Source organism: Haloferax gibbonsii (genome assembly GCF_001190965.1).
In the GTDB taxonomy this organism is placed as follows: domain Archaea; phylum Halobacteriota; class Halobacteria; order Halobacteriales; family Haloferacaceae; genus Haloferax; species Haloferax gibbonsii.
This window is the reverse complement of record NZ_CP011947.1, coordinates 1,438,752-1,459,403: the sequence shown is the minus strand read 5'-3', so window position 1 is coordinate 1,459,403 and position 20,652 is coordinate 1,438,752. Positions and strand designations below refer to the sequence as shown.

The window sequence follows — 20,652 nt, the reverse complement described above, 5'->3', positions numbered from 1 at the left end:
ACGGCCTACTCGTCGTCCGCGTCGGCTTCCACGTCGTCCGAATCGGCTTCCACGTCGTCCGAATCGGCTTCCACGTCGTCCAGTTCCTCGTCTTCGGTCGTCATCGCGGCCGGAATCACGTCGACGGAGGCCACGTCGTCGCCGTCGTCGAGGTCCATCACGATGACGCCCATCGTGTTGCGGCCGACCGTCGAGATGTCCTCGACGGGCGTCCGGAGAATCTGTCCCTCGTCGGACATGACGACGAGGTGGTCGCCCTCGCCGACGGTGTTGATGGCGCAGACCGGACCGTTCCGCTCGTTGGTCTTGATGTCGATGAGTCCCTTGCCGTTTCTGGACTGCTTGCGGTAGGCGTCGAGGTCCGTGCGCTTCCCGTAGCCGTTCTCGGTGACGGTGAGAATCCAGCTGTGGTGGTCCTCGTCGATGGCGGCCACGCCGGCGACCACGTCGTCGCCGGTCAGTTTGACGCCGCGGACGCCGCGGGCCGAGCGGCCCATCGCGCGCACCTCGTCCTCGTCGAAGCGGATGGACATGCCCTGTTCGGTGCCGATGACGAGGTCGCTTTCGCCGTCTGTGACCTCCACGTCGACGAGTTCGTCGCCCTCGTCGAGTTTGGTGGCGATGATGCCCGTCGAGAGGATGTTCTGGAACCGGTCGGTGCCGGTCCGCTTGATGTAGCCGTTCTGGGTCACCATCGTCAGGTAGCCCTCGATATCTTCGAGGTCGTCGCAGTTGACGACGGCCGTAATCTCCTCGCCGTCGTCGAAGTCGAGCAGATTGACCGCCGACTTCCCGCGGGCGGTCCGCGACATCTCGGGCACCTGGTAGGCCTTCAGTTGGTAGACCTGTCCGTGGTTAGTGAAACAGAGCAGGTCGTCGTGGGTGTTCGTGACGAACACCGACGAGACGTTGTCGCCCTCCTTGAGGTCCGTGCCGATGATGCCCTTGCCGCCGCGGTGCTGGGCGCGGAACCGGGAGACCGGCATCCGCTTGATGTAGTCGTCCTCGCTGACGACGACGACCACGTCCTCCTCGGGGATGAGGTCGGCGCGGGTGACCTCGCCGGTGTTGGCGACGAACGAGGTCCGCCGGTCGTCGGCGTACTCGTCTTTGATGTCGAGCAGTTCGGACTCGATGACCGCGTCGAGTTCCGAGCGGTCCCCGAGGATGGTTTCGAGGCGCTCGATGGTCGCCTGCACGTCCTCGTACTCGTCTTCGATTTCGGCCGCCTCCATCGAGGTGAGCGAGCCGAGCTGCATCGAGACGATGTGGTTGGCCTGCTCTTCGGAGAAGTCGAACGTCGGCAGCGGTTCGCCGTCGACTTCGACTTCGACCTCGCCGCGGAGCGCGGCCTTCGCGTCGTCGCGGCTCTCGGAGTTCCGGATGGTCTCGACCACGTCGTCGATGTTGTCGAGGGCCTTCAGGCGGCCTTCGAGGATGTGCGCGCGGTCTTCGGCCTCGGCGAGCTCGTACTCGGAGCGCCGGCGGACCACGTCGCGGCGGTGGTCGAGGTAGTGTTCGAGCGTCTCCTTGAGCGTCAGCACCTGCGGCTGACCGTCGACGAGCGCGAGGTTGATGACGCCGAACGTGGATTCGAGGTGGTTGTCGAGCAGTTGGTTCTTGACGACCTCGGCCATCGCGCCGCGCTTGAGTTCGATGACGACGCGGATGCCGTCGCGGTCGGACTCGTCGCGGATGTCGCGGATGCCCTCGATTTTCCCCTCGTTCACGTCGTCGGCGATGCGCTCGATGAGGCGGGCCTTGTTCTCCTGATACGGGAGTTCGTTGATGACGATGCGGCCTTCCTCTTCGAACACGTCGTAGTCGGCGCGGACGCGGACGCGGCCGCGCCCCGTCTTGTACGCCTTGTGGACCGCGTTGCGGCCGACGATGTTCGCGCCGGTCGGGAAGTCCGGGCCCTTGATGTGTTCCATCAGGTCCGGGATGGTCGCCTCGGGGTTCTCGATGAGTTCGACCGTGGCGTCGATGACCTCGCCGAGGTTGTGCGGCGGGATGTTCGTGGACATCCCGACCGCGATGCCGGACGACCCGTTGACGAGCAGGTTCGGGAACGACGACGGGAGGACCGTCGGCTCCTGCTTGCGGTCGTCGTAGTTCGACTGGAAGTCGACGGTGTCCTTGTCGATGTCGTCGAGGAGTTCCTCGGCGATGGGAGACATCCGGGCCTCCGTGTACCGCATCGCGGCCGGCGGGTCGCCGTCGACGGAGCCGAAGTTCCCCTGGCCGTCGACGAGCGGGTAGCGCATGGAGAAGTCCTGCGCCATGCGCGCGAGGGTGTCGTAGATGGCGGAGTCGCCGTGGGGGTGGTAGTCACCCATCGTCTCGCCCACGATGGACGAGGACTTGCGGTGCGACGAGTTGGAGGTCACGCCGGCCTGATGCATCGCGTAGAGGATGCGCCGGTGGACCGGCTTGAGGCCGTCGCGCACGTCGGGCAGCGCCCGCCCCGCGATGACCGACATCGCGTAGTCGATGTACGACTGCTCCATCTCGTCTTCGATGCGCGCGTTCTTGACTTCGGCCGCGATACCCGCGCCCGGTTCGAAGGAATCTGGTGCGTCAGAACTCATGTTAGATGTCCACCCACTCGGCGTCGTTCGCGTGGTCCTTGATGAACTGCTTTCGCGGCCCGACGGCGTCGCCCATCAGGATGTTGAACATCCGGTCGGCGGCGGCGGCGTCCTCGACGGTGATGCGCTTGAGGACGCGGTTTTCGGGATTCATCGTCGTGTCCCACAACTGGTCGGGGTTCATCTCGCCGAGTCCCTTGAACCGCTGGACCTGCGTGGGGTTGCCGTTGCACTCTTCTTCGATGATGCGGTCCCGCTCGGCCTCGTCCATCGCGTCGTAGGTGTTGCCGCGGTAGCGAACGCGGTACAGCGGCGGTTGGGCCGCATAGACGTAGCCGGCCTCGATGAGCGGGCGCATGTGGCGGTACAGGAGCGTGAGAAGCAGCGTCCGGATGTGCGCGCCGTCGACGTCGGCGTCGGTCATCAGGATGAGCCGCTGGTAGCGCGCCTTCTCGATGTCGAACTCGTCGCCGACGCCGCCGCCGATGGCGGTGATGAGCGCCCGTATCTCGTCGTTTTCGAGGATGCGGTCGAGACGGTGTTTCTCGACGTTCAGAATCTTCCCCTTGAGGGGTAAAATCGCCTGGAACTTGCGGTCGCGGCCCTGCTTGGCCGAGCCGCCCGCGGAGTCGCCCTCCACGACGAACAGTTCGGACTTCGAGGGGTCGCGGCTCTGACAGTCCGCGAGCTTCCCCGGTAGCGAGGTGGATTCGAGCGCGGACTTGCGGCGGGTGAGCTCCTCGGCCTGCTTCGCGGCCTTGCGGGCGCGGGCGGCCTCGACGGCCTTCGAGATGATGGCCGTCGCGGTGTCCGGGTTCTCCTCGAAGAACGTCCCGAGTTGCTGGTGGGTGACGCTCTCGACGATACCGCGGACCTCGGAGTTACCGAGCTTCGTCTTCGTCTGGCCCTCGAACTGCGGGTCGGGGTGCTTGACGGAGATGACGGCGGTGAGCCCCTCGCGGACGTCCTCGCCGCGGAGGTTGTCGCCGTCGAGGTCGTCCAGCATGTCGTGGGTGTTCGCGTAGTCGTTGACGACGCGGGTGAGCGCCGTCTTGAACCCGGTCAGGTGCGTGCCGCCCTCGCGCGTGTTGATGTTGTTGGCGAAGGCGTGAATCGACCCCTGCAGTTCGTCGGTCGCCTGCATGGCGATTTCGACCTCGATTCCCTCCGACTCGTCGTCGTAGTAGATGATGTCGTCGTGGAGGGCCGTCTTGGTCTCGTTGAGGTACTCGACGAACTCGCGGATGCCGCCCTCGAAGAGGAACGTGCTCGACTCGCCGGTCCGCTCGTCGCCGAGCGAAATCTCGACGCCGGAGTTGAGGAACGCGAGTTCGCGCAGGCGGTTTTCGAGCGTCTTGAAGTCGAACTCGGTCGTCTCGAAGATACCGTCGTCCGGCCAAAACCGGATGGTCGTCCCGGTGTCCTCGTCGGGTTCGAGGTCGCGCACGCGCTCGAACTGGTCGACCTGCGGCTCGCCGAACTCGAAGCGGTGTGTCCACACCGCGCCGTCGCGTTTGACCTCGACTTCGAGTTCGCTCGACAGCGCGTTGACCACGGAGACGCCGACGCCGTGGAGGCCGCCGGAGACCTGGTAGGACTTGTTGTCGAACTTCCCGCCGGCGTGGAGGACGGTCATGATGACCTCCAGCGCGGGTCGGTCGTACTGTTCGTGCGTATCTACCGGAATCCCGCGGCCGTTGTCGGTGACGCTGACAGAGCCGTCCTCGTGGAGGGCGACCTCGATGGCGTCGCAGTGGCCCGCGAGCGCCTCGTCGATGGAGTTGTCGACGACTTCGTAGACGAGGTGGTGGAGTCCGCGAGAATCGGTGGACCCGATGTACATCGCCGGACGCTTTCGAACGGCTTCGAGCCCTTCGAGGACCTGAATCTGTCCGGCCCCGTACTCGTTATCCTGTGACATCTGAACTGGCCTAGGATAGCCCGTCCCTTAAAGGCTCGCACGCGCGGGCGCGTACTACTTACTGGAGTCCCGCGTAGCGGTTTCCGCGCTCGCCGAGTTCGACTGGCCGGCGCGAACGTCGTGGGTGACTCTGTATAACACGATTCGGGTCTTCGTCGCGAGCGGGCCTCGAAGCGCGTCAACGTCGGAATTTCACTTTCACTCCGTTGCCGGTGAGTACTTAACGCGGGACTGGGTAGATGCGCATCAGGAAATGACCTCGTTCCAGTCGACACTCGGTGACGAGCCGGGGATCGCAGAGGAGCTGGCGAAGGGCCAGCGGGAGATCTCCATCGCCGAGTTCTTCGAGAAGAACAAGCACATGTTGGGCTTCGACAGCGGAGCCCGCGGGTTGGTCACCGCCGTCAAGGAGGCGGTGGACAACGCGCTCGACGCCACGGAGGAGGCGGGCATCCAGCCCGACATCTACGTGGAAATCGCCGAGGCGGGCGACTACTACCGCCTCGTCATCGAGGACAACGGGCCGGGCATCACGAAAGAGCAGGTGCCCAAAGTGTTCGGGAAGCTCCTCTACGGCTCTCGCTTCCACGCGCGCGAACAGTCCCGCGGCCAGCAGGGTATCGGTATCTCCGCGGCGGTCCTCTACTCGCAGCTGACGAGCGGGAAGCCCGCCAAGGTGACGAGCCGGACGCAGGGCTCGGAGGACGCCGAGTACTTCGAACTCGTCATCAACACGGACCAGAACGAACCCGAGATTCGCACCGAGAAGACGACCTCGTGGGACCGCCCCCACGGCACGCGCATCGAGTTGGAGATGGAAGCCAACATGCGCGCCCGCCAGCAGCTCCACGACTACATCCTCCACACGGCGGTCGTCAACCCCCACGCCCGCATCGAACTCCGGGAACCCGGCCTCGACGAGCCGATGAAGTTCGAGCGGGCGACCGACCAGCTTCCGAAACAGACGAAGGAGATTCGTCCCCATCCCCACGGCGTCGAACTCGGGACGCTCCTGAAGATGCTCGCGGCGACCGAGTCGTACTCCGTCTCCGGCTTCCTCCAAGAGGAGTTCACCCGCGTGGGCGCGAAGACATCCGACAAGATTCACGACGCCTTCCGCGACCGGCACTTCGGCCGCGAGATGACGTGGCGGACGCCCGACGCGACCGAGGCGGACGAACTCGTCGCCGTCGTCGAGGACGCCGTCGCCAACAAGGGCAAGGAGGCGACCGCGGCGTTCGCGGACGAACTGGTCGATATCGTCGTCGGCAAGGACCGCATCGCCCACGGCGAACTCGTCACCATCGTCGAAAACGTCGCCGAGACGGTCGGCGAGGAGACCGACACCTCGTTCGGCGAGACGGTTCGGGAGAACGTCGTCGAGGCGCTGTGGCCCGTCCTCACCGACGACCGCGAGGGCGACGTGTACGCCATCGTCGACGACGTGACGACCACGCAGAAAGACGACGCCGGCAAGGTGTCGATGGCGCGCTCCATCGCCACGCAGTTCGCCGAGACGACCGGCCCGGCCGACCGCGCCACCCGCGACGACGTGGCCGAGTTCGTCGCGTGGGCCGCCGAGCGAACCAAAGAACGCGAAGACGAGACCTACGGCGAGACGGCACAGGAGAACGTCGCCGACGCCATCTGGTCGCGGATGCGCACCGTTTCCGACGAGGTGCCGAAGGTCCGCGAGATCGCCGACGACCGCGACGTGGCCCGCGACCTGCTCGACGCGATGCGCCGGACGGACATCCTCGCGCCGCCGACCGACTGTCTCTCTCCCATCTCCGCGGACCTCGTGGAAGCCGGCCTGAAAAAGGAGTTCGACGCCGACTTCTACGCCGCGGCGACCCGCGACGCCGAGGTCCACGGCGGCGACCCGTTCATCGTCGAGGCCGGCATCGCCTACGGCGGCGAACTGCGGTCCGAGGGGAAAATCGACCTGCTCCGCTTCGCCAACCGCGTCCCGCTCGTCTACCAGCAGGGCGCGTGTACCATCACCCACGTCGTCAAGGACATCGGCTGGCGGAACTACGGCCTCGACCAACCGGGCGGCAGCGGCATGCCGAACGGCCCCGCCGTCCTCATGGTCCACGTCGCCTCCACGAACGTCCCCTTTACGAGCGAGTCGAAGGACGCGCTCGCGGACGTGCCGGCGATTCAAGACGAGGTCGAACTCGCCATCCGCGAGGCGGCCCGCGAACTCAAGTCCTACCTCTCGAAGCGGCGGTCGCTCCAGAAGCGCCGCAAGAAACAGGACGTGCTCGGCCGCATCCTCCCGCAGATGGCGACGAAGCTCTCGGAGGTCACCGGGCGACCCGAGCCCAACATCGACGGCGCGCTCGGCCGCATCATGAACAACCTGACCGTCGAGCGGGCCGTCGAGGACGGCGAGGTGACGCTCACGGTGAAGAACTACTCCAACACGAACGAGTCGCCGGACATCACGGACATCGTCTCGGCGGAGCCGGCCGGCCTCGACGGCGAGGCGACGGTCGTCGACCTCGACGGGGAGTGGTTCGTCAAATGGAACCCCGAGGTGTCGTCCGGTGAGACGGCGACGCTCACGTACTCGGTCGCACAGGACGCGTCGTTCGACATCAACGTCGACGGCGTCGAGACGGAGAAACTCACGGTGAACGTATAATGGCTCCAGAACCGAACACATCCGAGGAACGCGCCCGCGAGCGTCTCATCGACCTCGCGGCGGAGTTCTACGACCAGTTCGACGCGGGGGAGATTCCGCACATGACGCTCCCGACGCGGACGAAAAGCAACATCGAGTACGACGAGAACTCGAACGTCTGGGTGTACGGCGACCGGACCTCGACGCGCTCTGCGAACAGCGTCCGGGGGGCGCGAAAGCTCCTGAAGGCCGCCTACACCATCGAGTTCCTCGCGCGGCAGTTAGAGGAGGACCGCTCGTCCACCCTGCGTGAGCTGTACTACATCTCCGAGTCGTGGGACGCCGAAGAGGCGCACTTCTCCGACCAGGACGAGTCGAACCAGCTCATCGAGGACCTCGAAATCGTCTCCGAGGTCACCCGCGAGGACTTCCACATGCGGCCCGAGGAGTCGGGGGCGACCCTCATGGGCCCGCTCGAACTCCGCGAGCAGACCCGCCGCGGCGAGCGCGACATCCACTGCCAACTCGACGTGGGCGAGGGCGGCTACCAGATTCCGAACAACCCCGACACCATCGAGTTCCTCGACCACGACATCGACTTCGTTCTCTGCGTGGAGACCGGTGGGATGCGCGACCGCCTCGTCGAAAACGGCTTCGACGACGAGTACAACGTGCTCATCGTCCACCTGAAGGGCCAGCCCGCGCGGGCGACCCGGCGCATCACGAAGCGCCTGCACAACGAACTCGACCTGCCGGTCGTGGTCTTCACCGACGGCGACCCGTGGTCCTACCGCATCTTTGGCTCCGTCGCTTACGGCTCCATCAAGTCCGCGCACCTCTCGGAACACCTCGCGACGCCGGAAGCCAGGTTCGTCGGCATCCAGCCGCAGGACATCGTGGACTACGACCTCCCGACCGACCCGCTCGCGGACTCCGACATCAACGCGCTCCAGTCCGAACTGGAGGACCCGCGGTTCATGAGCGACTACTGGACCGAACAGATAGAACTGCAGCTCGACATCGGCAAGAAGGCCGAACAGCAGGCGCTCGCCTCCCGCGGTCTCGACTTCGTGACCGACGAGTACCTGCCGACGCGGCTCGACGAGATGGGCGTCATCTAACCCGGGCATCCCGGTCGCCGCTTTTCTAGGTCCCGGACCGATTGAACAGCGCCACGATAGTGTAGCCGCCGTAGAAGCCGAGGGTGTGAATCGTTACTTCGGTCGCGAACTCGGCGGCGGTTCGGACTGCTTGGACGTGGAAAAACAGCGCGTCGGTCGTCACGACGACGAGCGTGACGACGAAACAGACGAGGAGCCGGCGGCCGCTGAAAAGCGGGCTCGACCGGAGGGCGTCGCGCATGGCGGTTCGACGGCCGCCCGGCGTATGAGTCTGGTGCCGCGAGTGGTTTCGGGGTGTTACCCCTCCCGGTGCGAACTCACGGATAGAGCCCGTCGCCGCGGAACCCGTCGAAGTAGCGCCTGACGACGCCGTTCAGCGTTCGCGGCTCGCCGGTCGCGAGGTTGTGACCCGCTCCGGAGAACAGCGCGAGCGTCGCGTCCGCGACGCCGTCTTTGAGTTCTCGAATCCGCGGTTCGGGAAAGAGTCGGTCGGCCTTCCCGGCGGCGACGAGCGTCGGCGCGTCGATGTCGGCGAGTATCTCCCGGGAGTCGTGTTCGAGACAGGCCGTACAGGAGACGACGGCGTCGGCGGGAACGGCGGGCCGAAAGTCGACGACTCGGCCTGCCGCCTCGATGAGCGGCGGGGCGACGGTCGCTTCGAGGCCCGTCGCCGCCTCTCGCTCCGCGTCGGCGGCGACCTCGGCCCACCGTCCCTTGCCCGCCAACGAGCGCCAGCGCGTCACGACGTTCTCGCCGTGGCCGCCGAGTCGCGTCCCGGCGGAGACGACGGCCAGCGAGTCCACGTAGTCGCCGTAGTCGGCGGCGAGATACTGGGCGGCGAGGCCGCCCATCGAGACGCCGATAACGTCGGCCGGCCAGAGGTCCTGTTCGTCGATGACGCCGGCGTAGCCCGCGGCGATGTCGCGCGTGGTCGACCCGACCGGGAGGTGTCGCGGTCGGCCGACCACCCACACGTCGCGGTCGTCGAACTCGCGGAACAGGCCGGCGAGCGCCGCCGCGGTCGCGCGGTTCGGGTCGGTGCGCTGGAAGGCGTCCGAGAGGCCGGGAAGCACCACGAGCGGGTCGGCGTCGGCGTCACCGAAGCGGTAGTAGGGCCGCCGGCCGCCGAGCATGCCGTAGTCGAGGTCCATACGCGAACGGACGGCCCGGCGCGGCAAAATCGTTCTGTCCGTCTGTCCGTCTGTCCGCCTCGCCGTCTCAGACTTGGTCGGGGTCGTCGAGGACGACCGGGATGCCGCGGTTCGCCACGTCGACGACGAAGGCGTCCGGGTCGGTTTCGAGAAGCGGAATCGTGTTGTAGTGAATCGGGAGCACGAGGTCGGGGTCGAGCGTCTCCGCGAGGTCGGCGGCCTCGTGGCGGTCCATCACGACCGAACCGCCGATGTTGGCGAGAAACAGCGAGACCTCGAGGTGTTTGTGGCCTTCGAGCACGTCGGAGTCGCCGGGCCAGAAGACGGTCCGGTCGGCGATCGAGATGTGGTAGCCGCAGCCGAAGCCCTGCGGGTGGACGATATCGCCGTCGCGGAGATGCGGCCCGTCGGGGTCGTTGAACGCCGGGAGCGACCACACGTCGACTTCGCCGACGGTGAGGTGGTCCTCCTCGCCGACGCGGACCGTCTCGTAGGGGAGTTCCTCGACCGGCACCACGTCGCGGTCGATGGTCGCGGCGTCGACCCCCTCGAAGGCGACGACCGTCGCGTCGGCGTCGGCGACCTGCTCGATGGCGTCGGAGTCGTAGTGGTGGTTGTGCGTGACCAAAATCAGGTCGCCGTCGCGGGCGTAGTAGTCGTCGAGGACGCCGTAGCGGCCGGGGTCGAAGTAGACGACGAAGCCGTCGGGCGACTCGATTCTGACGGTCGCGTAGCCGAGCCACGACACGTCGAGGCCGTCGTGTTTGATGGTCATACGCGACACCTCGAACCGAGGGGTAAAAAGCGCGGCTCTCGGGGCGAGGCGGTCGATGCGGACGGAGACGAGTGTCGGGCGGCGGGTGCGCGACCCCCGACTCAGACGAGCGTGTCGCGCAGGACGCCGAACACGACGAGGCTCCACAGGAACAACCCGGCCCCGTAGAACAGGAGGGTGAGGCGGAGCGAGGTGTCCGTCTCCACGGGCGACCACAGCCCCGCGTTCGAGACGACTCTGTTCGTCCCGCCCTTCTCGCCCGCGTGTTCGACGTTACTTGGGCCCATCTGTCCCACGGCCCCGCCGCCGAGTACGACGAGGAGTACGCCGGCTCCCGTCAACCCGAGTATGTACAATCCCGAGTGCGTCGCGAGATACACCGCGCCGACCGTGAGCAGACCGAGGAGGCCGGTGTAGAGGACGACCGGCTTCCAGAGGGCGTCAAGATTCATGGAGGACCACCGTCCGAAGCTGTCGGCACACAGATACTATATCTCTTTGGGCGACCCGCGGCGAGCGCCGGTCACTGCGAGTCGGCCAGTCGCTCGACGCGCTCCAGCGAGTCGGCCGTCTCGGCGGTCTTGTCCTCGCGGACGGTGACGAACCGCGGGAACCGGAGCGCGTAGCCCGAGGAGTACGTCGGCGACGCCTGAATCTCCTCGTAGCCGACCTCGAAGACGACCGAGGGGCGGATGTCGACTTCCTTGCCGGACTCCCGTTCGATTTCGGGTTCGAGGAGGTCGGTCAACTCGACTAACTCCTCGTCCGTGATGCCCGTGGCGACCTTGCCGATGGTCTCGAAGGCGTCGTCGCCGGACTCGGCTTCGACGCGGGCCGAAAGCAGGAACGTCCCGAGGAACTCCGCGCGGCGGCCCTCGCCCCACTCCGCGCCGGTGACGACGAGGTCCAGCGTCTCCACGTCGGGCTTGCGTTTCAGCCAGTTCTTCCCGCGGTCGCCCGGCGAGTACGTCGCGTCGGGGTTCTTCAGCATGATTCCCTCGTGGCCGGCGTCGAGGGCGTCGGCCTCGTAGGCGGCGATTTCGTCGGCGTCGTCGGTCAGGAGGAGGTCGGAGACGGCCGCCGAGTCGTCGCCGAGGACCGCGGCCAGTCGGTCGTGCCGGTCGGACAGCGGGTCGGTCAGGAGGTCGTCGCCGCCGGCGTGCAGGCAGTCGAACGCCCGGAGTTCGACCCGGACCTCCTCGCGCATCCGGCCCACGTCGTGCTTGCGGCGGAAGCGCCGGAGAATCTCCTGAAACGGGAGGGGCTCGCCGTCGTCGTCCATCGCCACGACCTCGCCGTCGAGGATGACCGGCTCGTCGACCGCGTCCGCGACGAACTCGACCACCTCGGGGAGCGCGCCGGTCACGTCCTCCATGTTGCGCGAGAACAGCGAGACCTCGCCGTCGGCGTCGCGGTGGACCTGCACGCGCGCGCCGTCGAACTTGGTCTCGACCGCGGCGGCGTCCCACTCGTCGAGCGCGTCGGCGGCGGTGCCGGCCTGCGCCAGCATCGCCTGTACGGGGCGGCCGACTTCGAGTCGGACCCCGTCGAGGCCGGCTTCGCCCTCGTCGCGGGCGAGTTCGGCGACCATGCCGTAGTCGTTCGACACCTGTAGGGCGCGGGCGACGGCGGCGACGGCCTCGTTCCGGCGGTCGCGGGCGGCGGCTTCGGTCTCCGCGTCGGCGTCGTCGTCGCGGATGGCGGCGGCGTCCGCGGGGTCGACCAAGAACGCCTCCGCGACGGCGTCGCGGACGGCCCCCTCGCCGACGCCGATGCGCATCTCGGAGAGGACGAGCCGTGCGAGGATGCGCGCCTCGTCGGGGTCGGTCCGGTTGAACAGGCCGTAGAGCGTCTTGAGCTTCGTTTCTTCGCTCCCCGAGCCGGAGGCGGCCGCGAGCGCCTGGAGTTCCGAATCGACTTCGGCGACGGTTAGGCCGTCTTGACCGCCCGAGCCGAAGGCGGCGAGGCCGCGCTGGCCGCCGAAGTCGTAGCTCGCGGCGACCGCGCCGATTTCGCCGCGGTCGGCGAGGCGGTCTTCCACGTCGTCGGCGGAGACGTTCGGACCGGCCGCGCGGGCGATGGCCTCGTGGCAGAGCCGCGGGCCGATGTCGAGCGTGGTTGAGTCCCACGCCGGGAAGACGCGGCCTTGGACGAACCGGGCGACCGTCGGGAGGTCGTCGCCGGCGTCCGAAAAGAGGTCTGAGAGGAGCGAGACGACCGCGAGGTCCGCTGGCTCGGCTTCTATCTCGGCGGCGCGGGCGGCGAACTCGGCGAACTGCATCGTCCGTGGGTATCTCCGCGCGGGGCAAAAGCGTCTCGACAGTCGTCGGGGATGTGATTCGCTGCCGAACGACCGCGGTGCCGGGAAGTTGAAGGCGTTCGACGCCGGAACGCCGGGTATGAGCGACGACCTCGCAGAGCGCGTCGAAGACGTGCTCGCGGTCGACGCGGCCGAGTTCGAAGCGCAAGCGAAAGCCGACGCCGAGGTACTCAAGCGCGAACTGCGCGAGGGGACCTTCGACAACCACCAGTCCATCGTCGGCTTGGAGTACGAGTTCTACGCCGTCTCCGACGGTCGCTGGTCCGCGAGCGAAGACGACGTGCACGCGCTCATGCGGGTCCCGCGCCGGCTGCTCGGGCTCATGGGCTTCGAGAAGGAACTCGGGCTCCACAACGCCGAGATGACCACGAGCCCCCAGCCGCTGAACCCCCACGGGCTCCGCGCGCAGGAGTCCGAGGTCCGCGCCCGACTCGACGCCGCGCTCGACTGCGCCGCCGCCGAGGGGATGCGCCTCGTCTCCGACGGGATGTGGAGCATCCCGCCGGCCGGCGAGAGCGCCCGCGAGTACCTGACAGACTCCGTCACCGACGGCGGCGTCCGCCTCGCGACGAACATGAGCAACTCCGTGCGGTACCACGCGATGGCCAACGGGCCGACCGCCCCGGAGTCGTTCACGCTCGACGCGCCGCACGTCTCGCTCGAAGCGGACACCGTGATGCCCGAGGCGCTCATCACGTCCATCCAGCCGCACTATCAGGTCCCGCACGCGGCCGACCTGCCGTACCACTTCAACTACGCGCTGCGGGTCGCCGGGCCGCTTCTCGCGCTCGGCGTCAACTCGCCGTTTTTCCCCGCCGACCTCTACGACGGGGGCGTGACGGCCGACGAGATTCTCGCCGACGGCTGGGATGAAAACCGCATCGCGGTGTTCGAGTCGGTGCTCAACTCCGGCGACCACGAGAAGGTCGCCTTCCCCGGCGACCTCGACACCGTCGAAGACGCCGTCGACCGCGTCGTCGAGGACTCCACGATGGTTCCCATGTCGGTCGAACGCGGCGACCGCTTCGACGACGACTTCGCCACGCTCCGCCGCAAACACGGCACCTACTGGCGGTGGGTCCGTCCGGTGTTCGACGGCGCGTCCCGCTCGTCGGCCAACGCACGCATCGAGTTCCGCCCCATCGCGGGCCAGCCAACCGTCCGCGACTCCGTGGCGTTCCAGGCCGCCTTCGCGGGACTCATGGAGCGACTCCCCCGACTGGACCACCCCGTCATCGACCTCGACTGGGAGACCGCGGAGGAGAACTTCTACACCGCGATGCGCGAGGGCCCCCACGGCGACCTGCGCTGGATAGACGTCGACGGCGACGACGTGACCGGCGCGGACCTCTACGAGGACCTGCTCGTCCACGCCCGCGACGGGCTTCGGCTCGCGGGCTGTTCCGAGGAGGAGGCCAACTACTACCTCGAACCCCTGCGCAAGCGCGTCGAGACGGGCGTCACGCCGGCCGACTGGAAGCGCGCTCGCGTCCGCGACGCCCTCGACGACGCCGACGACTTCGAGACGGCGCTCCGCGAGATGCAACGCGAGTACGTCGAGCGCCAGTCCGACTCGCTGCTCGAAGGCGCGTTCGCCGACTGGTTCTGAGCCGGCGGGCGCACCCGGCTCCGCGCGCCTCGACGACGGCGGGGCGGTCTCGGCTTCACGCACTTTTGTCGGAGAAATAACTATTATCGCGCCGCTCGAACGCCGCGTATGGTCTCCCGCCGGACGAAAGCCGTCGCCGAATTCGGTCTCGCGCTTCTCACCGCGCTCTGGATGGTGTCGATGCGCCGTCTGCTCCGCTCCAGCGACGACGAGTCGTACGAGCCGACGCCGCTCTCGCCGGGCGGACTCGCCGTCGGCGGGGCGTGGGGAGCCGGGCAGGTGTGGGCGTACGACCGCGATAGCTGGAAGGTTCGCACGCGCCGACGTCGCGCGCTGGTCGTCAGCCTCCTCGGTATCGCGGTCGAGCGCCGGCTGCTCCCCCGAACCGAGTCGTTCCGGTACAGCCTCGGACTCGGGCGCGTTCTCGGCGTGCTCGGCTACCGGGCGTGGTACGGGCTCCTGCGGCCGCTTCCGGGCGACGAGTGAGCGGATTCTCCGCGGGGGTTCGGTCGCGGGAGTCCGACCAGTCCAGCCGGTCGCGGCTCGTTAAAACGAAGAGAAACCGCCGACTGCGGGCGACTTATTCGAGGCCTTCGAAGTTCTGGTGGCGCTGGATGTCGACGCCGTCCTCGGTGACGACGGCGATGTTGATGCCGTTACCCGAGGCGAGGTCGCGCTCGACCGCCGAGCGGATGGCCTTCGTGGCGACCTGCTTCGCCTCGTCGATGCTGAGGCCGTCTTCGAACTCCTGTTCGAGCACACCGAGGGCGTACTGGCTGCCGGAGCCGGTGACGGTGTACTCCTCTTCGAGGATGGAGCCGGCGGGGTCGATGCTGTAGATGTGGGGGCCGGTCTCGTCGACGCCGCCGAGGATGGGCTGGACGACGTAGAACCCGCCCGAGCGGAGGAAGTTGCCGACGAGCGTCGACAGCGCCTGCATGCTCATGTCCTCGCCGCGGCGGGCCTCGTAGAGGCGGACCTCCGCGCGGAGGGAGCTGATGAGCGACTGGGCGGCCGAGACGGAGCCGGCGATGGTCAGCGCGCCCGTCGGGTGAATCTCTTCGACCTTCTGGACGTCCTTCGAGGAGACCATGTAGCCCATGCTCGCGCGCATGTCGGTCGCGAGGACGACGCCGTCTTCGGTCTTGATACCGACGGTGGTCGTTCCGGTCTTCGTCTCCTTGTCTCCGAGCGAGTCGGCGCGACGCTCGGCGTGTGGGAACTCGCCGAGCTCGGGACCGAACACGTTCGAGCGGTCGCCGTTCAGCGAGTCGAGACGGCCGGAGAACTCGTCGTGAGTCGGGGTACGCATTGTCAGCGATTGCACTTCGGCGCTGATAAATGCAACCCTTCACCTCGCCGTTGCCGGTGCCAAAGCGTCAGACGCGCGTCGGCGGCGGCCGCGCGGTGCGGTCGCTCGCGGGAAGTACCGTCGGGAGGAGGGAGGGCGCGCGAGTCGGCTTAGCGAGCCGCGGCGCGTTCGTAGGCGGTTCCGGTCGTTTCCACGAGCCGGCGAATCGGGAGGGTCACACCCATCCGGCGAGCGGCGAGCGCGACGGGGAGCAGCGCGATGCCCATCGCGACCGATAGCTGGTAGGCGGCGAACAGGACGTACTTCGTTAGGCGGGGTATCATCACCGTGTCCTCAGTCGAGGCTCGGGAGGTGTCGGTATATAAATCTTCTCTCAGCCGGCCGCGCGATACCCCGACGCTGTCTATCGATTAAAGTACACTTGTCTCTACACCAACTAGACCGACTATTCGGCGTGAGACGCGCGTGACCCGCGGAGCGCTTTTCCATAAGTTATAGCGATAATCCCCGTGGCATGCGCGGGTCGTGCGCGCTCCGGTCCGTGGACGGGAGTGTCGTGGATTCGGACGCGTCGCGGTCGGTTCGCGGCCCGGGTGTGTGAATCCCACGCGCCCCGGCGCTCGAACCACAAGACACGAAACCCCACCGGCGCGTAACGTGTGTATGAGCAACTATCTCGTCGCGATGGAGGCGGCCTGGTTGGTCCGGGACGTAGAAGACATCGACGACGCCATCGGCGTCGCGGTCAGCGAGGCCGGCAAGCGACTCAACCAGAAGGACAAGGAGTACGTCGAGGTCGAAGTCGGCGCGACGCCCTGTCCCGCCTGTGGCGAACCGTTCGACTCCGCGTTCATCGCGGCCAACACCGCCCTCGTCGGCCTGCTCCTCGAAATCAAGATTTTCAACGCGGACGGCGAGAAGCACGCCTCCCGCATCGCCAAAAGCGAGGTCGGCGGCGCGCTCCGCGACGTCCCCCTCGACGTCATCGACATCCGCGAGTTCGACTCCGACGAAGACCAGTAACCCCGCGCCGTCGCGCCCGGCCGCGTCGGGTCGTGCCAAACCGCACCGACCGGTGTACTTGGTGCGACCGCCCGACACGAGCGAGCGATTTTCGCGGCGCCTGCGAACCCCTGCCCCGATGAGCGACCGGAACACTTTTTCATAACTACGGGTTATCACTCCGGCATGGAACTCCCCACGCCGCAGGACCTCAGGGAACGGCGGAACTCCCTGGAGTTGACGCAGAGCAAACTCGCCGACATGGCCGGGGTCTCCCAGCCGCTCATCGCCCGCATCGAAGGCGGCGACGTCGACCCGCGCCTCTCGACGCTCCGGCGCATCGTCGAGGCGCTGGACGAGGCTGAGGGTCGCATCGTGCGCGCGGAGGACATCATGAACACGACCGTCCGGAGCGTCGCTCCCGACAACTCAGTCCGCGAGGCGCGCGACATCATGCTCGACGCCGGGTTCTCCCAACTGCCAGTCATCGAGAACGGCCGCCCGCTCGGCATCATCTCGAACGCCGACATCCGCCACGTCCAGGAGGACGACGTGACCGACCGCCCGGTCAACGAGGTCATGTCCGAGGGCGTCACGACCGTCGAACCCGAGACGACGCTGGACGAAATCGGCGTCTACCTCGACCACAACTCGGCTATCATCGTCGTCGAGGGCGGCGAGACGGTCGGCATCATCACCGAGGCCGACATCGCGGCCCACATCTGAGGTCGAGTCCGGTGACCGGCGAGACGCCGGAGGCGGTCCGCCGTCCGAAACTGCGAAACTGCGAAACACCGGCACTCCCACGCGACGGACTCAGCGCCGACGGACGACGAGCGGCGTTTCGCCCTTCGGTTGGGTCGTCATCTCGGGCGTGATTTCTAACTCTCCGTCGCCGCCCCAGCCGAGGTCGAAGTGGCGGAGGACGGTCGCGAGCACGATTTTCGCCTCCGTGAGCGCGAACGCCCGCCCGAGACAGCTCCGCGGCCCGGCCCCGAAGGGGAGGTAGGCGTAGGCGGGGCGGTCGGTCTCTCCGTCCCAGCGCTCGGGTCGGAACGCGAGCGGGTCGTCGTACCACCGGTCGTCGCGGTGGATGCGGATGACAGAGAGGTGGATGTCCGCGCCCGCCGGAACGACTCGGTCGCCGGTCGGAAACGGCTTCGCCGTCTCCCGCGGGAGCGTGTGAACCGGCGGGTAGAGCCTGAGCGTCTCCTTGATGACGCGTTCGAGCACCGGGAGTTCCCCGGTCGCCTCGGCGGTCACGGGGCCGTCGCCGACGACGCGGTCGACCTCGTCGGCGGCGCGCTCGCGGACATCGGGGTGCGTCGCGAGCAGGTACAGCGCGTAGGTGAGCGCGAGCGCCGTCGTCTCGTGGCCGGCGAAAATCAGGCCCACGAGCTGGTTCTCCAGCGACTCGACGGTCGCCGGGTAGTCGGCGTCGGTCCCGAGCGCGTCGGCGAGTCGGCGCGTCAGGCTCTCCTCGTCGGCGGTCTCGACCAGCGTTCTGACCTCCTCGCGGAGGACTCGGTCGGCCCGGTCGAACCGACGCCTGCTCGGCGTCGGGACCCACGACGGCAACACCCACGAGGCGGGCGCGAAGCGGCCGTTGAGGCCGTCGGCGGCCGAGCGAACTCGGTGGTCGCCGTCGAGGTCGAGTTCCCGCCCGAGGATGGTGGCGAAGATGATGTCCAGTGTGACGGACTTCATCTCGGCTTCGAGCGACAGCGTCCCCGAGTCGGGCCACGTCCGCAGGCGGCGCTCGACCTGCCGGCGCATCACGGACGCGTACTCGTCGACCCGCTCCCAGCGGAAGAACGGCTCTAGCTCGTCGCGCTGTCGCCGCCACTCGTCCCCCTCGGCGGCGATGACGGCGTCGCCGAAGGCGGCCTCGAACTCGCCGCCCTTGACGATGGTATCGCGGTCGGTCACGAACGCCCGCTCGAAGTGGTCGGGGTGGGCGAGGACGTACAGGTCGCCCATACCGACCACGTCGAGTCCGACCGCGTCCTCGACGCCGTGGTCCGCGAGGAGGTCGGCGACGAAGCCGAACGGGTCGGCCGCGAAGCCGACGGTGTGGCCCACGAGCGGGAGGCCGTTCGGTGTCGGTGGCGGTGAAGTCACACCTCCACTATGGCGAACATCGATAAAATAGTGCTTCTAATCGAACAGTTCGATTTGACAAGCTATCCGCGCTCAGAGGTCGAGGCCGCGAATCGAGACGCCGTCGCCCGCTTCGACGCGGCCGATGACGCGGCCGTCGGTCGCCTCGACCAGCGCCTCGGCGTTCGCCTCGGGGACGGCCGCGACGAAGCCGGTGCCCATGTTGAACGTCGTGTGCATCTCCTCGTCGGAGACGCCGCCGCGCTCCTGGACGAACTCGAACACCGGCTGGGGGTCGAAGGCGTCGTCGACGACGTAGCGGAACTCGCCCATGCGTTCGAGGTTGGTCCAGCCGCCGCCGGTGACGTGGGCCGCGGCGTTGGTCTCGGCGGCGCGCAGGTCGTCCAGCAGGTGGGTGTAGAGCCGCGTCGGTTCGAGGAGCGCCTCGCCGACGGTGTCGTAGTCGTCGCCGTCCCACGCGTCGTCGTAGTCGCCGTCGGCCGTGGCGGCCTTGCGGGCGAGCGTGAGTCCGTTCGAGTGGATACCCGACGACGGGAAGCCGACGAGCGCGTCGCCCTCCTCGGCCTCCCCGGGGAAGATAGCGTCCTTCTTCGCCAGTCCGGCGCAGGTGCCCGCGAGGTCGAGACCGTTGATGACCTCGGGCATGACCGCCGTCTCGCCGCCGACGAGTTCGATGTCCGCCTCCTCGGCACCCGCGGCGAGGCCCTGTCCGACCTGCTCGGCGAACGTCTCGTCGGGCGCGTCGACCGCGAGGTAGTCCACGAACGCGACGGGCCGGACGCCGGCCGCGACGAGGTCGTTGGCGTTCATGGCGATGCAGTCGATGCCGACCGTCGAGTAGTCGCCGAGCGCCTCGGCGACGAGCAGTTTGGTGCCGACGCCGTCGGTGGCGAGCCCGAGGTAGCGGTCGCCGATGTCGAGCAGGCCGGCGTAGTCGCCCGACCCGCCGCCGACCTGCGCGACGAGCGCGGCGGTCGCGGCCTCGCTCGCCTCGATGTCGACGCCCGCGTCGGCGTAGGTCATCCCTTCGGAGTCGTCGTTCGTCATGTTCGTGTACGAGATAGGCCGAAATATAAAATCACAGGGTACGAATCATACACGTTCTCGCATAAGTGAGCGTTCGCCGCCGGTCGGTCGTCGGTCGCACCGGCGGTCGCCCCTTCGGTTGTTCACATCCTGCCGGTCGCGCGCACGCTCTGACGACCCCCGCTACGACCCTCCTAATCGACGGCTCTCCGAGCCGATTGTGTTGAATAATCTATAACTTTTGCAATATTTGCGAAAAAGCACCAGAGGACAGTATAAAATTTCTCGGCGCTTCTGGTGCCTTCATAAAACGTTACGAAAGAAGAATGTTCGCCCTAAGCCGGGTCTGAACAGTCGAAAAAGAAGCGAATTCACGGTAACGCTCGGCCCCTTATATGATGGTCCCCGTCGTATGCAGGAGTGACGATGTCCGGAATCCCCTCCACGACCGACTCGATCGCGCTCGACTTCGCATCGACCATCGGCCGCCTCGCGTACGCCCCCCTCGAGACCGTCGCGTTCTGGTCGGCAGTCGCGCTGCCCCTCGCGTACCTGCCCGTCCTCAGCGGCGGTCTCTCAGCCGGCGAACTCCCCCTCTTCGCCGGACTCATCGCCGTCCACGCCGTCGCGCTCGTTCTCGGGCGCGACCACGGCCAGCAGTAACCGCGACCCCGACGCGTACGACCAACCCGGATTCGTCTCGGTTCCCCGCCGACGCTTTCCCCTCCCCACGGCGCGCGTCAGCACCCCCTGCCCGACCGCGAACCGCCCGCAAACCAGCCCACCTGACACTGGCCCAACCCAGCCCAACCTGACTCCGACGCCGACTCCAACTCCAACTCCAACCTCGACGGCCCGACCTGTTCCCGTCGCACTCGCGCGGTCCCCTCTTCTCTCCGTTCGTTCCCGCAGACCCCGTCCCCCGCCGGGTCGTTCCCCCTCGTCTGTTTCATCCGTTGAACCCGTACGCCTCGGCAGTTCCTTCCGGTCTCCCGCTTTCGCCGCTTCGGTGAACCGGGGCCGCCGCCCGCGTGACGCCGCAGCTATCGGTTGTCGCTTCGGGGACGTGGCGGA

General features: G+C 67.4%; 18 protein-coding genes. 7 read left to right on the top strand and 11 right to left on the bottom strand.

Annotated elements, in window-relative coordinates:
- Nucleotides 1-5: 5 nt before the first annotated feature.
- Complete coding sequence (gene gyrA, locus ABY42_RS07645; RefSeq protein WP_050459095.1) at nucleotides 6-2,591, bottom strand: DNA gyrase subunit A; 2,586 nt, start codon at nucleotides 2,589-2,591, stop codon at nucleotides 6-8.
- Nucleotide 2,592: 1 nt separating this feature from the next.
- A complete protein-coding gene (gene gyrB / locus ABY42_RS07640) occupies nucleotides 2,593-4,512 on the bottom strand; it encodes a DNA topoisomerase (ATP-hydrolyzing) subunit B (protein ID WP_004976862.1) in 1,920 nt (639 codons plus the stop codon).
- Between the two features lie 253 nt (nucleotides 4,513-4,765).
- Between gyrB and ABY42_RS07635 the strand changes: the two genes are divergently transcribed.
- The gene (locus ABY42_RS07635) at nucleotides 4,766-7,162 is read left to right on the top strand and encodes a DNA topoisomerase VI subunit B (RefSeq protein ID WP_050459094.1); all 2,397 of its coding nucleotides are present in this window, start codon (nucleotides 4,766-4,768) and stop codon (nucleotides 7,160-7,162) included.
- Nucleotides 7,162-8,262 carry a DNA topoisomerase IV subunit A gene (locus ABY42_RS07630; RefSeq protein ID WP_004976866.1) on the top strand — a complete coding sequence of 367 codons (1,101 nt, stop codon included), beginning with the start codon at nucleotides 7,162-7,164 and terminating at the stop codon, nucleotides 8,260-8,262. Before ABY42_RS07635 ends, ABY42_RS07630 begins: the two co-directional genes overlap by 1 nt.
- A gap of 25 nt (nucleotides 8,263-8,287) precedes the next feature.
- Here the strand turns inward: ABY42_RS07630 and ABY42_RS07625 are convergent, their stop codons facing one another.
- From ABY42_RS07625 to ligA, 5 genes are all read right to left on the bottom strand, one after another.
- Nucleotides 8,288-8,503: a hypothetical protein gene (locus tag ABY42_RS07625; protein WP_004976868.1), complete on the bottom strand. Its 216-nt coding sequence runs from the start codon at nucleotides 8,501-8,503 to the stop codon at nucleotides 8,288-8,290.
- 76 nt (nucleotides 8,504-8,579) lie between these two features.
- The gene (locus ABY42_RS07620) at nucleotides 8,580-9,413 is read right to left on the bottom strand and encodes an alpha/beta fold hydrolase (RefSeq protein WP_004976870.1); all 834 of its coding nucleotides are present in this window, start codon (nucleotides 9,411-9,413) and stop codon (nucleotides 8,580-8,582) included.
- Between the two features lie 67 nt (nucleotides 9,414-9,480).
- Complete coding sequence (locus ABY42_RS07615) at nucleotides 9,481-10,188, bottom strand: MBL fold metallo-hydrolase (protein WP_004976872.1); 708 nt, start codon at nucleotides 10,186-10,188, stop codon at nucleotides 9,481-9,483.
- 101 nt (nucleotides 10,189-10,289) lie between these two features.
- Nucleotides 10,290-10,640, bottom strand: coding sequence for a hypothetical protein (locus ABY42_RS07610; protein WP_004976874.1), 351 nt, complete (start codon nucleotides 10,638-10,640; stop codon nucleotides 10,290-10,292).
- Nucleotides 10,641-10,711: 71 nt separating this feature from the next.
- Complete coding sequence (gene ligA, locus ABY42_RS07605) at nucleotides 10,712-12,469, bottom strand: ATP-dependent DNA ligase LigA (protein WP_050459093.1); 1,758 nt, start codon at nucleotides 12,467-12,469, stop codon at nucleotides 10,712-10,714.
- A gap of 118 nt (nucleotides 12,470-12,587) precedes the next feature.
- Here ligA and ABY42_RS07600 point away from each other — a divergent pair, with 118 nt between their 5' ends.
- Nucleotides 12,588-14,117, top strand: coding sequence for a hypothetical protein (locus tag ABY42_RS07600; protein WP_050459092.1), 1,530 nt, complete (start codon nucleotides 12,588-12,590; stop codon nucleotides 14,115-14,117).
- Between the two features lie 108 nt (nucleotides 14,118-14,225).
- Nucleotides 14,226-14,603 (top strand): hypothetical protein, encoded by a 378-nt coding sequence (locus tag ABY42_RS07595; RefSeq protein WP_050459091.1) that lies wholly within the window; start codon nucleotides 14,226-14,228, stop codon nucleotides 14,601-14,603.
- A gap of 94 nt (nucleotides 14,604-14,697) precedes the next feature.
- Here ABY42_RS07595 and psmB read toward each other — a convergent pair whose 3' ends face one another.
- Entirely contained in the window at nucleotides 14,698-15,429 is a 732-nt protein-coding gene (psmB, locus tag ABY42_RS07590) for a proteasome endopeptidase complex subunit beta (protein ID WP_004976882.1), read from the bottom strand.
- 149 nt (nucleotides 15,430-15,578) lie between these two features.
- A complete protein-coding gene (locus ABY42_RS19780; RefSeq protein ID WP_004063248.1) occupies nucleotides 15,579-15,752 on the bottom strand; it encodes a hypothetical protein in 174 nt (57 codons plus the stop codon).
- 340 nt (nucleotides 15,753-16,092) lie between these two features.
- Between ABY42_RS19780 and ABY42_RS07585 the strand changes: the two genes are divergently transcribed.
- Nucleotides 16,093-16,452, top strand: a complete 360-nt coding sequence (locus tag ABY42_RS07585; RefSeq protein ID WP_004970698.1) for a DUF555 domain-containing protein — start codon at nucleotides 16,093-16,095, stop codon at nucleotides 16,450-16,452.
- A gap of 165 nt (nucleotides 16,453-16,617) precedes the next feature.
- Complete coding sequence (locus ABY42_RS07580) at nucleotides 16,618-17,157, top strand: CBS domain-containing protein (RefSeq protein ID WP_004976886.1); 540 nt, start codon at nucleotides 16,618-16,620, stop codon at nucleotides 17,155-17,157.
- Between the two features lie 90 nt (nucleotides 17,158-17,247).
- Here ABY42_RS07580 and ABY42_RS07575 read toward each other — a convergent pair whose 3' ends face one another.
- Both ABY42_RS07575 and purM read right to left on the bottom strand, forming a co-directional pair.
- Nucleotides 17,248-18,552 (bottom strand): cytochrome P450, encoded by a 1,305-nt coding sequence (locus ABY42_RS07575; RefSeq protein WP_082220645.1) that lies wholly within the window; start codon nucleotides 18,550-18,552, stop codon nucleotides 17,248-17,250.
- A 72-nt stretch (nucleotides 18,553-18,624) separates the two neighbouring features.
- Complete coding sequence (purM, locus tag ABY42_RS07570) at nucleotides 18,625-19,599, bottom strand: phosphoribosylformylglycinamidine cyclo-ligase (protein ID WP_050459089.1); 975 nt, start codon at nucleotides 19,597-19,599, stop codon at nucleotides 18,625-18,627.
- A gap of 405 nt (nucleotides 19,600-20,004) precedes the next feature.
- Between purM and ABY42_RS07565 the strand changes: the two genes are divergently transcribed.
- Nucleotides 20,005-20,241 carry a hypothetical protein gene (locus ABY42_RS07565; protein WP_004976891.1) on the top strand — a complete coding sequence of 79 codons (237 nt, stop codon included), beginning with the start codon at nucleotides 20,005-20,007 and terminating at the stop codon, nucleotides 20,239-20,241.
- Nucleotides 20,242-20,652: the final 411 nt, after the last annotated feature.

Excerpts from the sequence above, each read along its gene's own strand:
- gyrA (WP_050459095.1), bottom strand. The coding sequence starts at position 2,591 with ATGAGTTCTGACGCACCAGATTCCTTCGAACCGGGCGCGGGTATCGCG.
- gyrB (WP_004976862.1), bottom strand. The coding sequence starts at position 4,512 with ATGTCACAGGATAACGAGTACGGGGCCGGACAGATTCAGGTCCTCGAA.
- ABY42_RS07635 (WP_050459094.1), top strand. The coding sequence starts at position 4,766 with ATGACCTCGTTCCAGTCGACACTCGGTGACGAGCCGGGGATCGCAGAG.
- ABY42_RS07630 (WP_004976866.1), top strand. The coding sequence starts at position 7,162 with ATGGCTCCAGAACCGAACACATCCGAGGAACGCGCCCGCGAGCGTCTC.
- ABY42_RS07625 (WP_004976868.1), bottom strand. The coding sequence starts at position 8,503 with ATGCGCGACGCCCTCCGGTCGAGCCCGCTTTTCAGCGGCCGCCGGCTC.
- ABY42_RS07620 (WP_004976870.1), bottom strand. The coding sequence starts at position 9,413 with ATGGACCTCGACTACGGCATGCTCGGCGGCCGGCGGCCCTACTACCGC.
- ABY42_RS07615 (WP_004976872.1), bottom strand. The coding sequence starts at position 10,188 with ATGACCATCAAACACGACGGCCTCGACGTGTCGTGGCTCGGCTACGCG.
- ABY42_RS07610 (WP_004976874.1), bottom strand. The coding sequence starts at position 10,640 with ATGAATCTTGACGCCCTCTGGAAGCCGGTCGTCCTCTACACCGGCCTC.
- ligA (WP_050459093.1), bottom strand. The coding sequence starts at position 12,469 with ATGCAGTTCGCCGAGTTCGCCGCCCGCGCCGCCGAGATAGAAGCCGAG.
- ABY42_RS07600 (WP_050459092.1), top strand. The coding sequence starts at position 12,588 with ATGAGCGACGACCTCGCAGAGCGCGTCGAAGACGTGCTCGCGGTCGAC.
- ABY42_RS07595 (WP_050459091.1), top strand. The coding sequence starts at position 14,226 with ATGGTCTCCCGCCGGACGAAAGCCGTCGCCGAATTCGGTCTCGCGCTT.
- psmB (WP_004976882.1), bottom strand. The coding sequence starts at position 15,429 with ATGCGTACCCCGACTCACGACGAGTTCTCCGGCCGTCTCGACTCGCTG.
- ABY42_RS19780 (WP_004063248.1), bottom strand. The coding sequence starts at position 15,752 with ATGATACCCCGCCTAACGAAGTACGTCCTGTTCGCCGCCTACCAGCTA.
- ABY42_RS07585 (WP_004970698.1), top strand. The coding sequence starts at position 16,093 with ATGAGCAACTATCTCGTCGCGATGGAGGCGGCCTGGTTGGTCCGGGAC.
- ABY42_RS07580 (WP_004976886.1), top strand. The coding sequence starts at position 16,618 with ATGGAACTCCCCACGCCGCAGGACCTCAGGGAACGGCGGAACTCCCTG.
- purM (WP_050459089.1), bottom strand. The coding sequence starts at position 19,599 with ATGACGAACGACGACTCCGAAGGGATGACCTACGCCGACGCGGGCGTC.
- ABY42_RS07565 (WP_004976891.1), top strand. The coding sequence starts at position 20,005 with ATGTCCGGAATCCCCTCCACGACCGACTCGATCGCGCTCGACTTCGCA.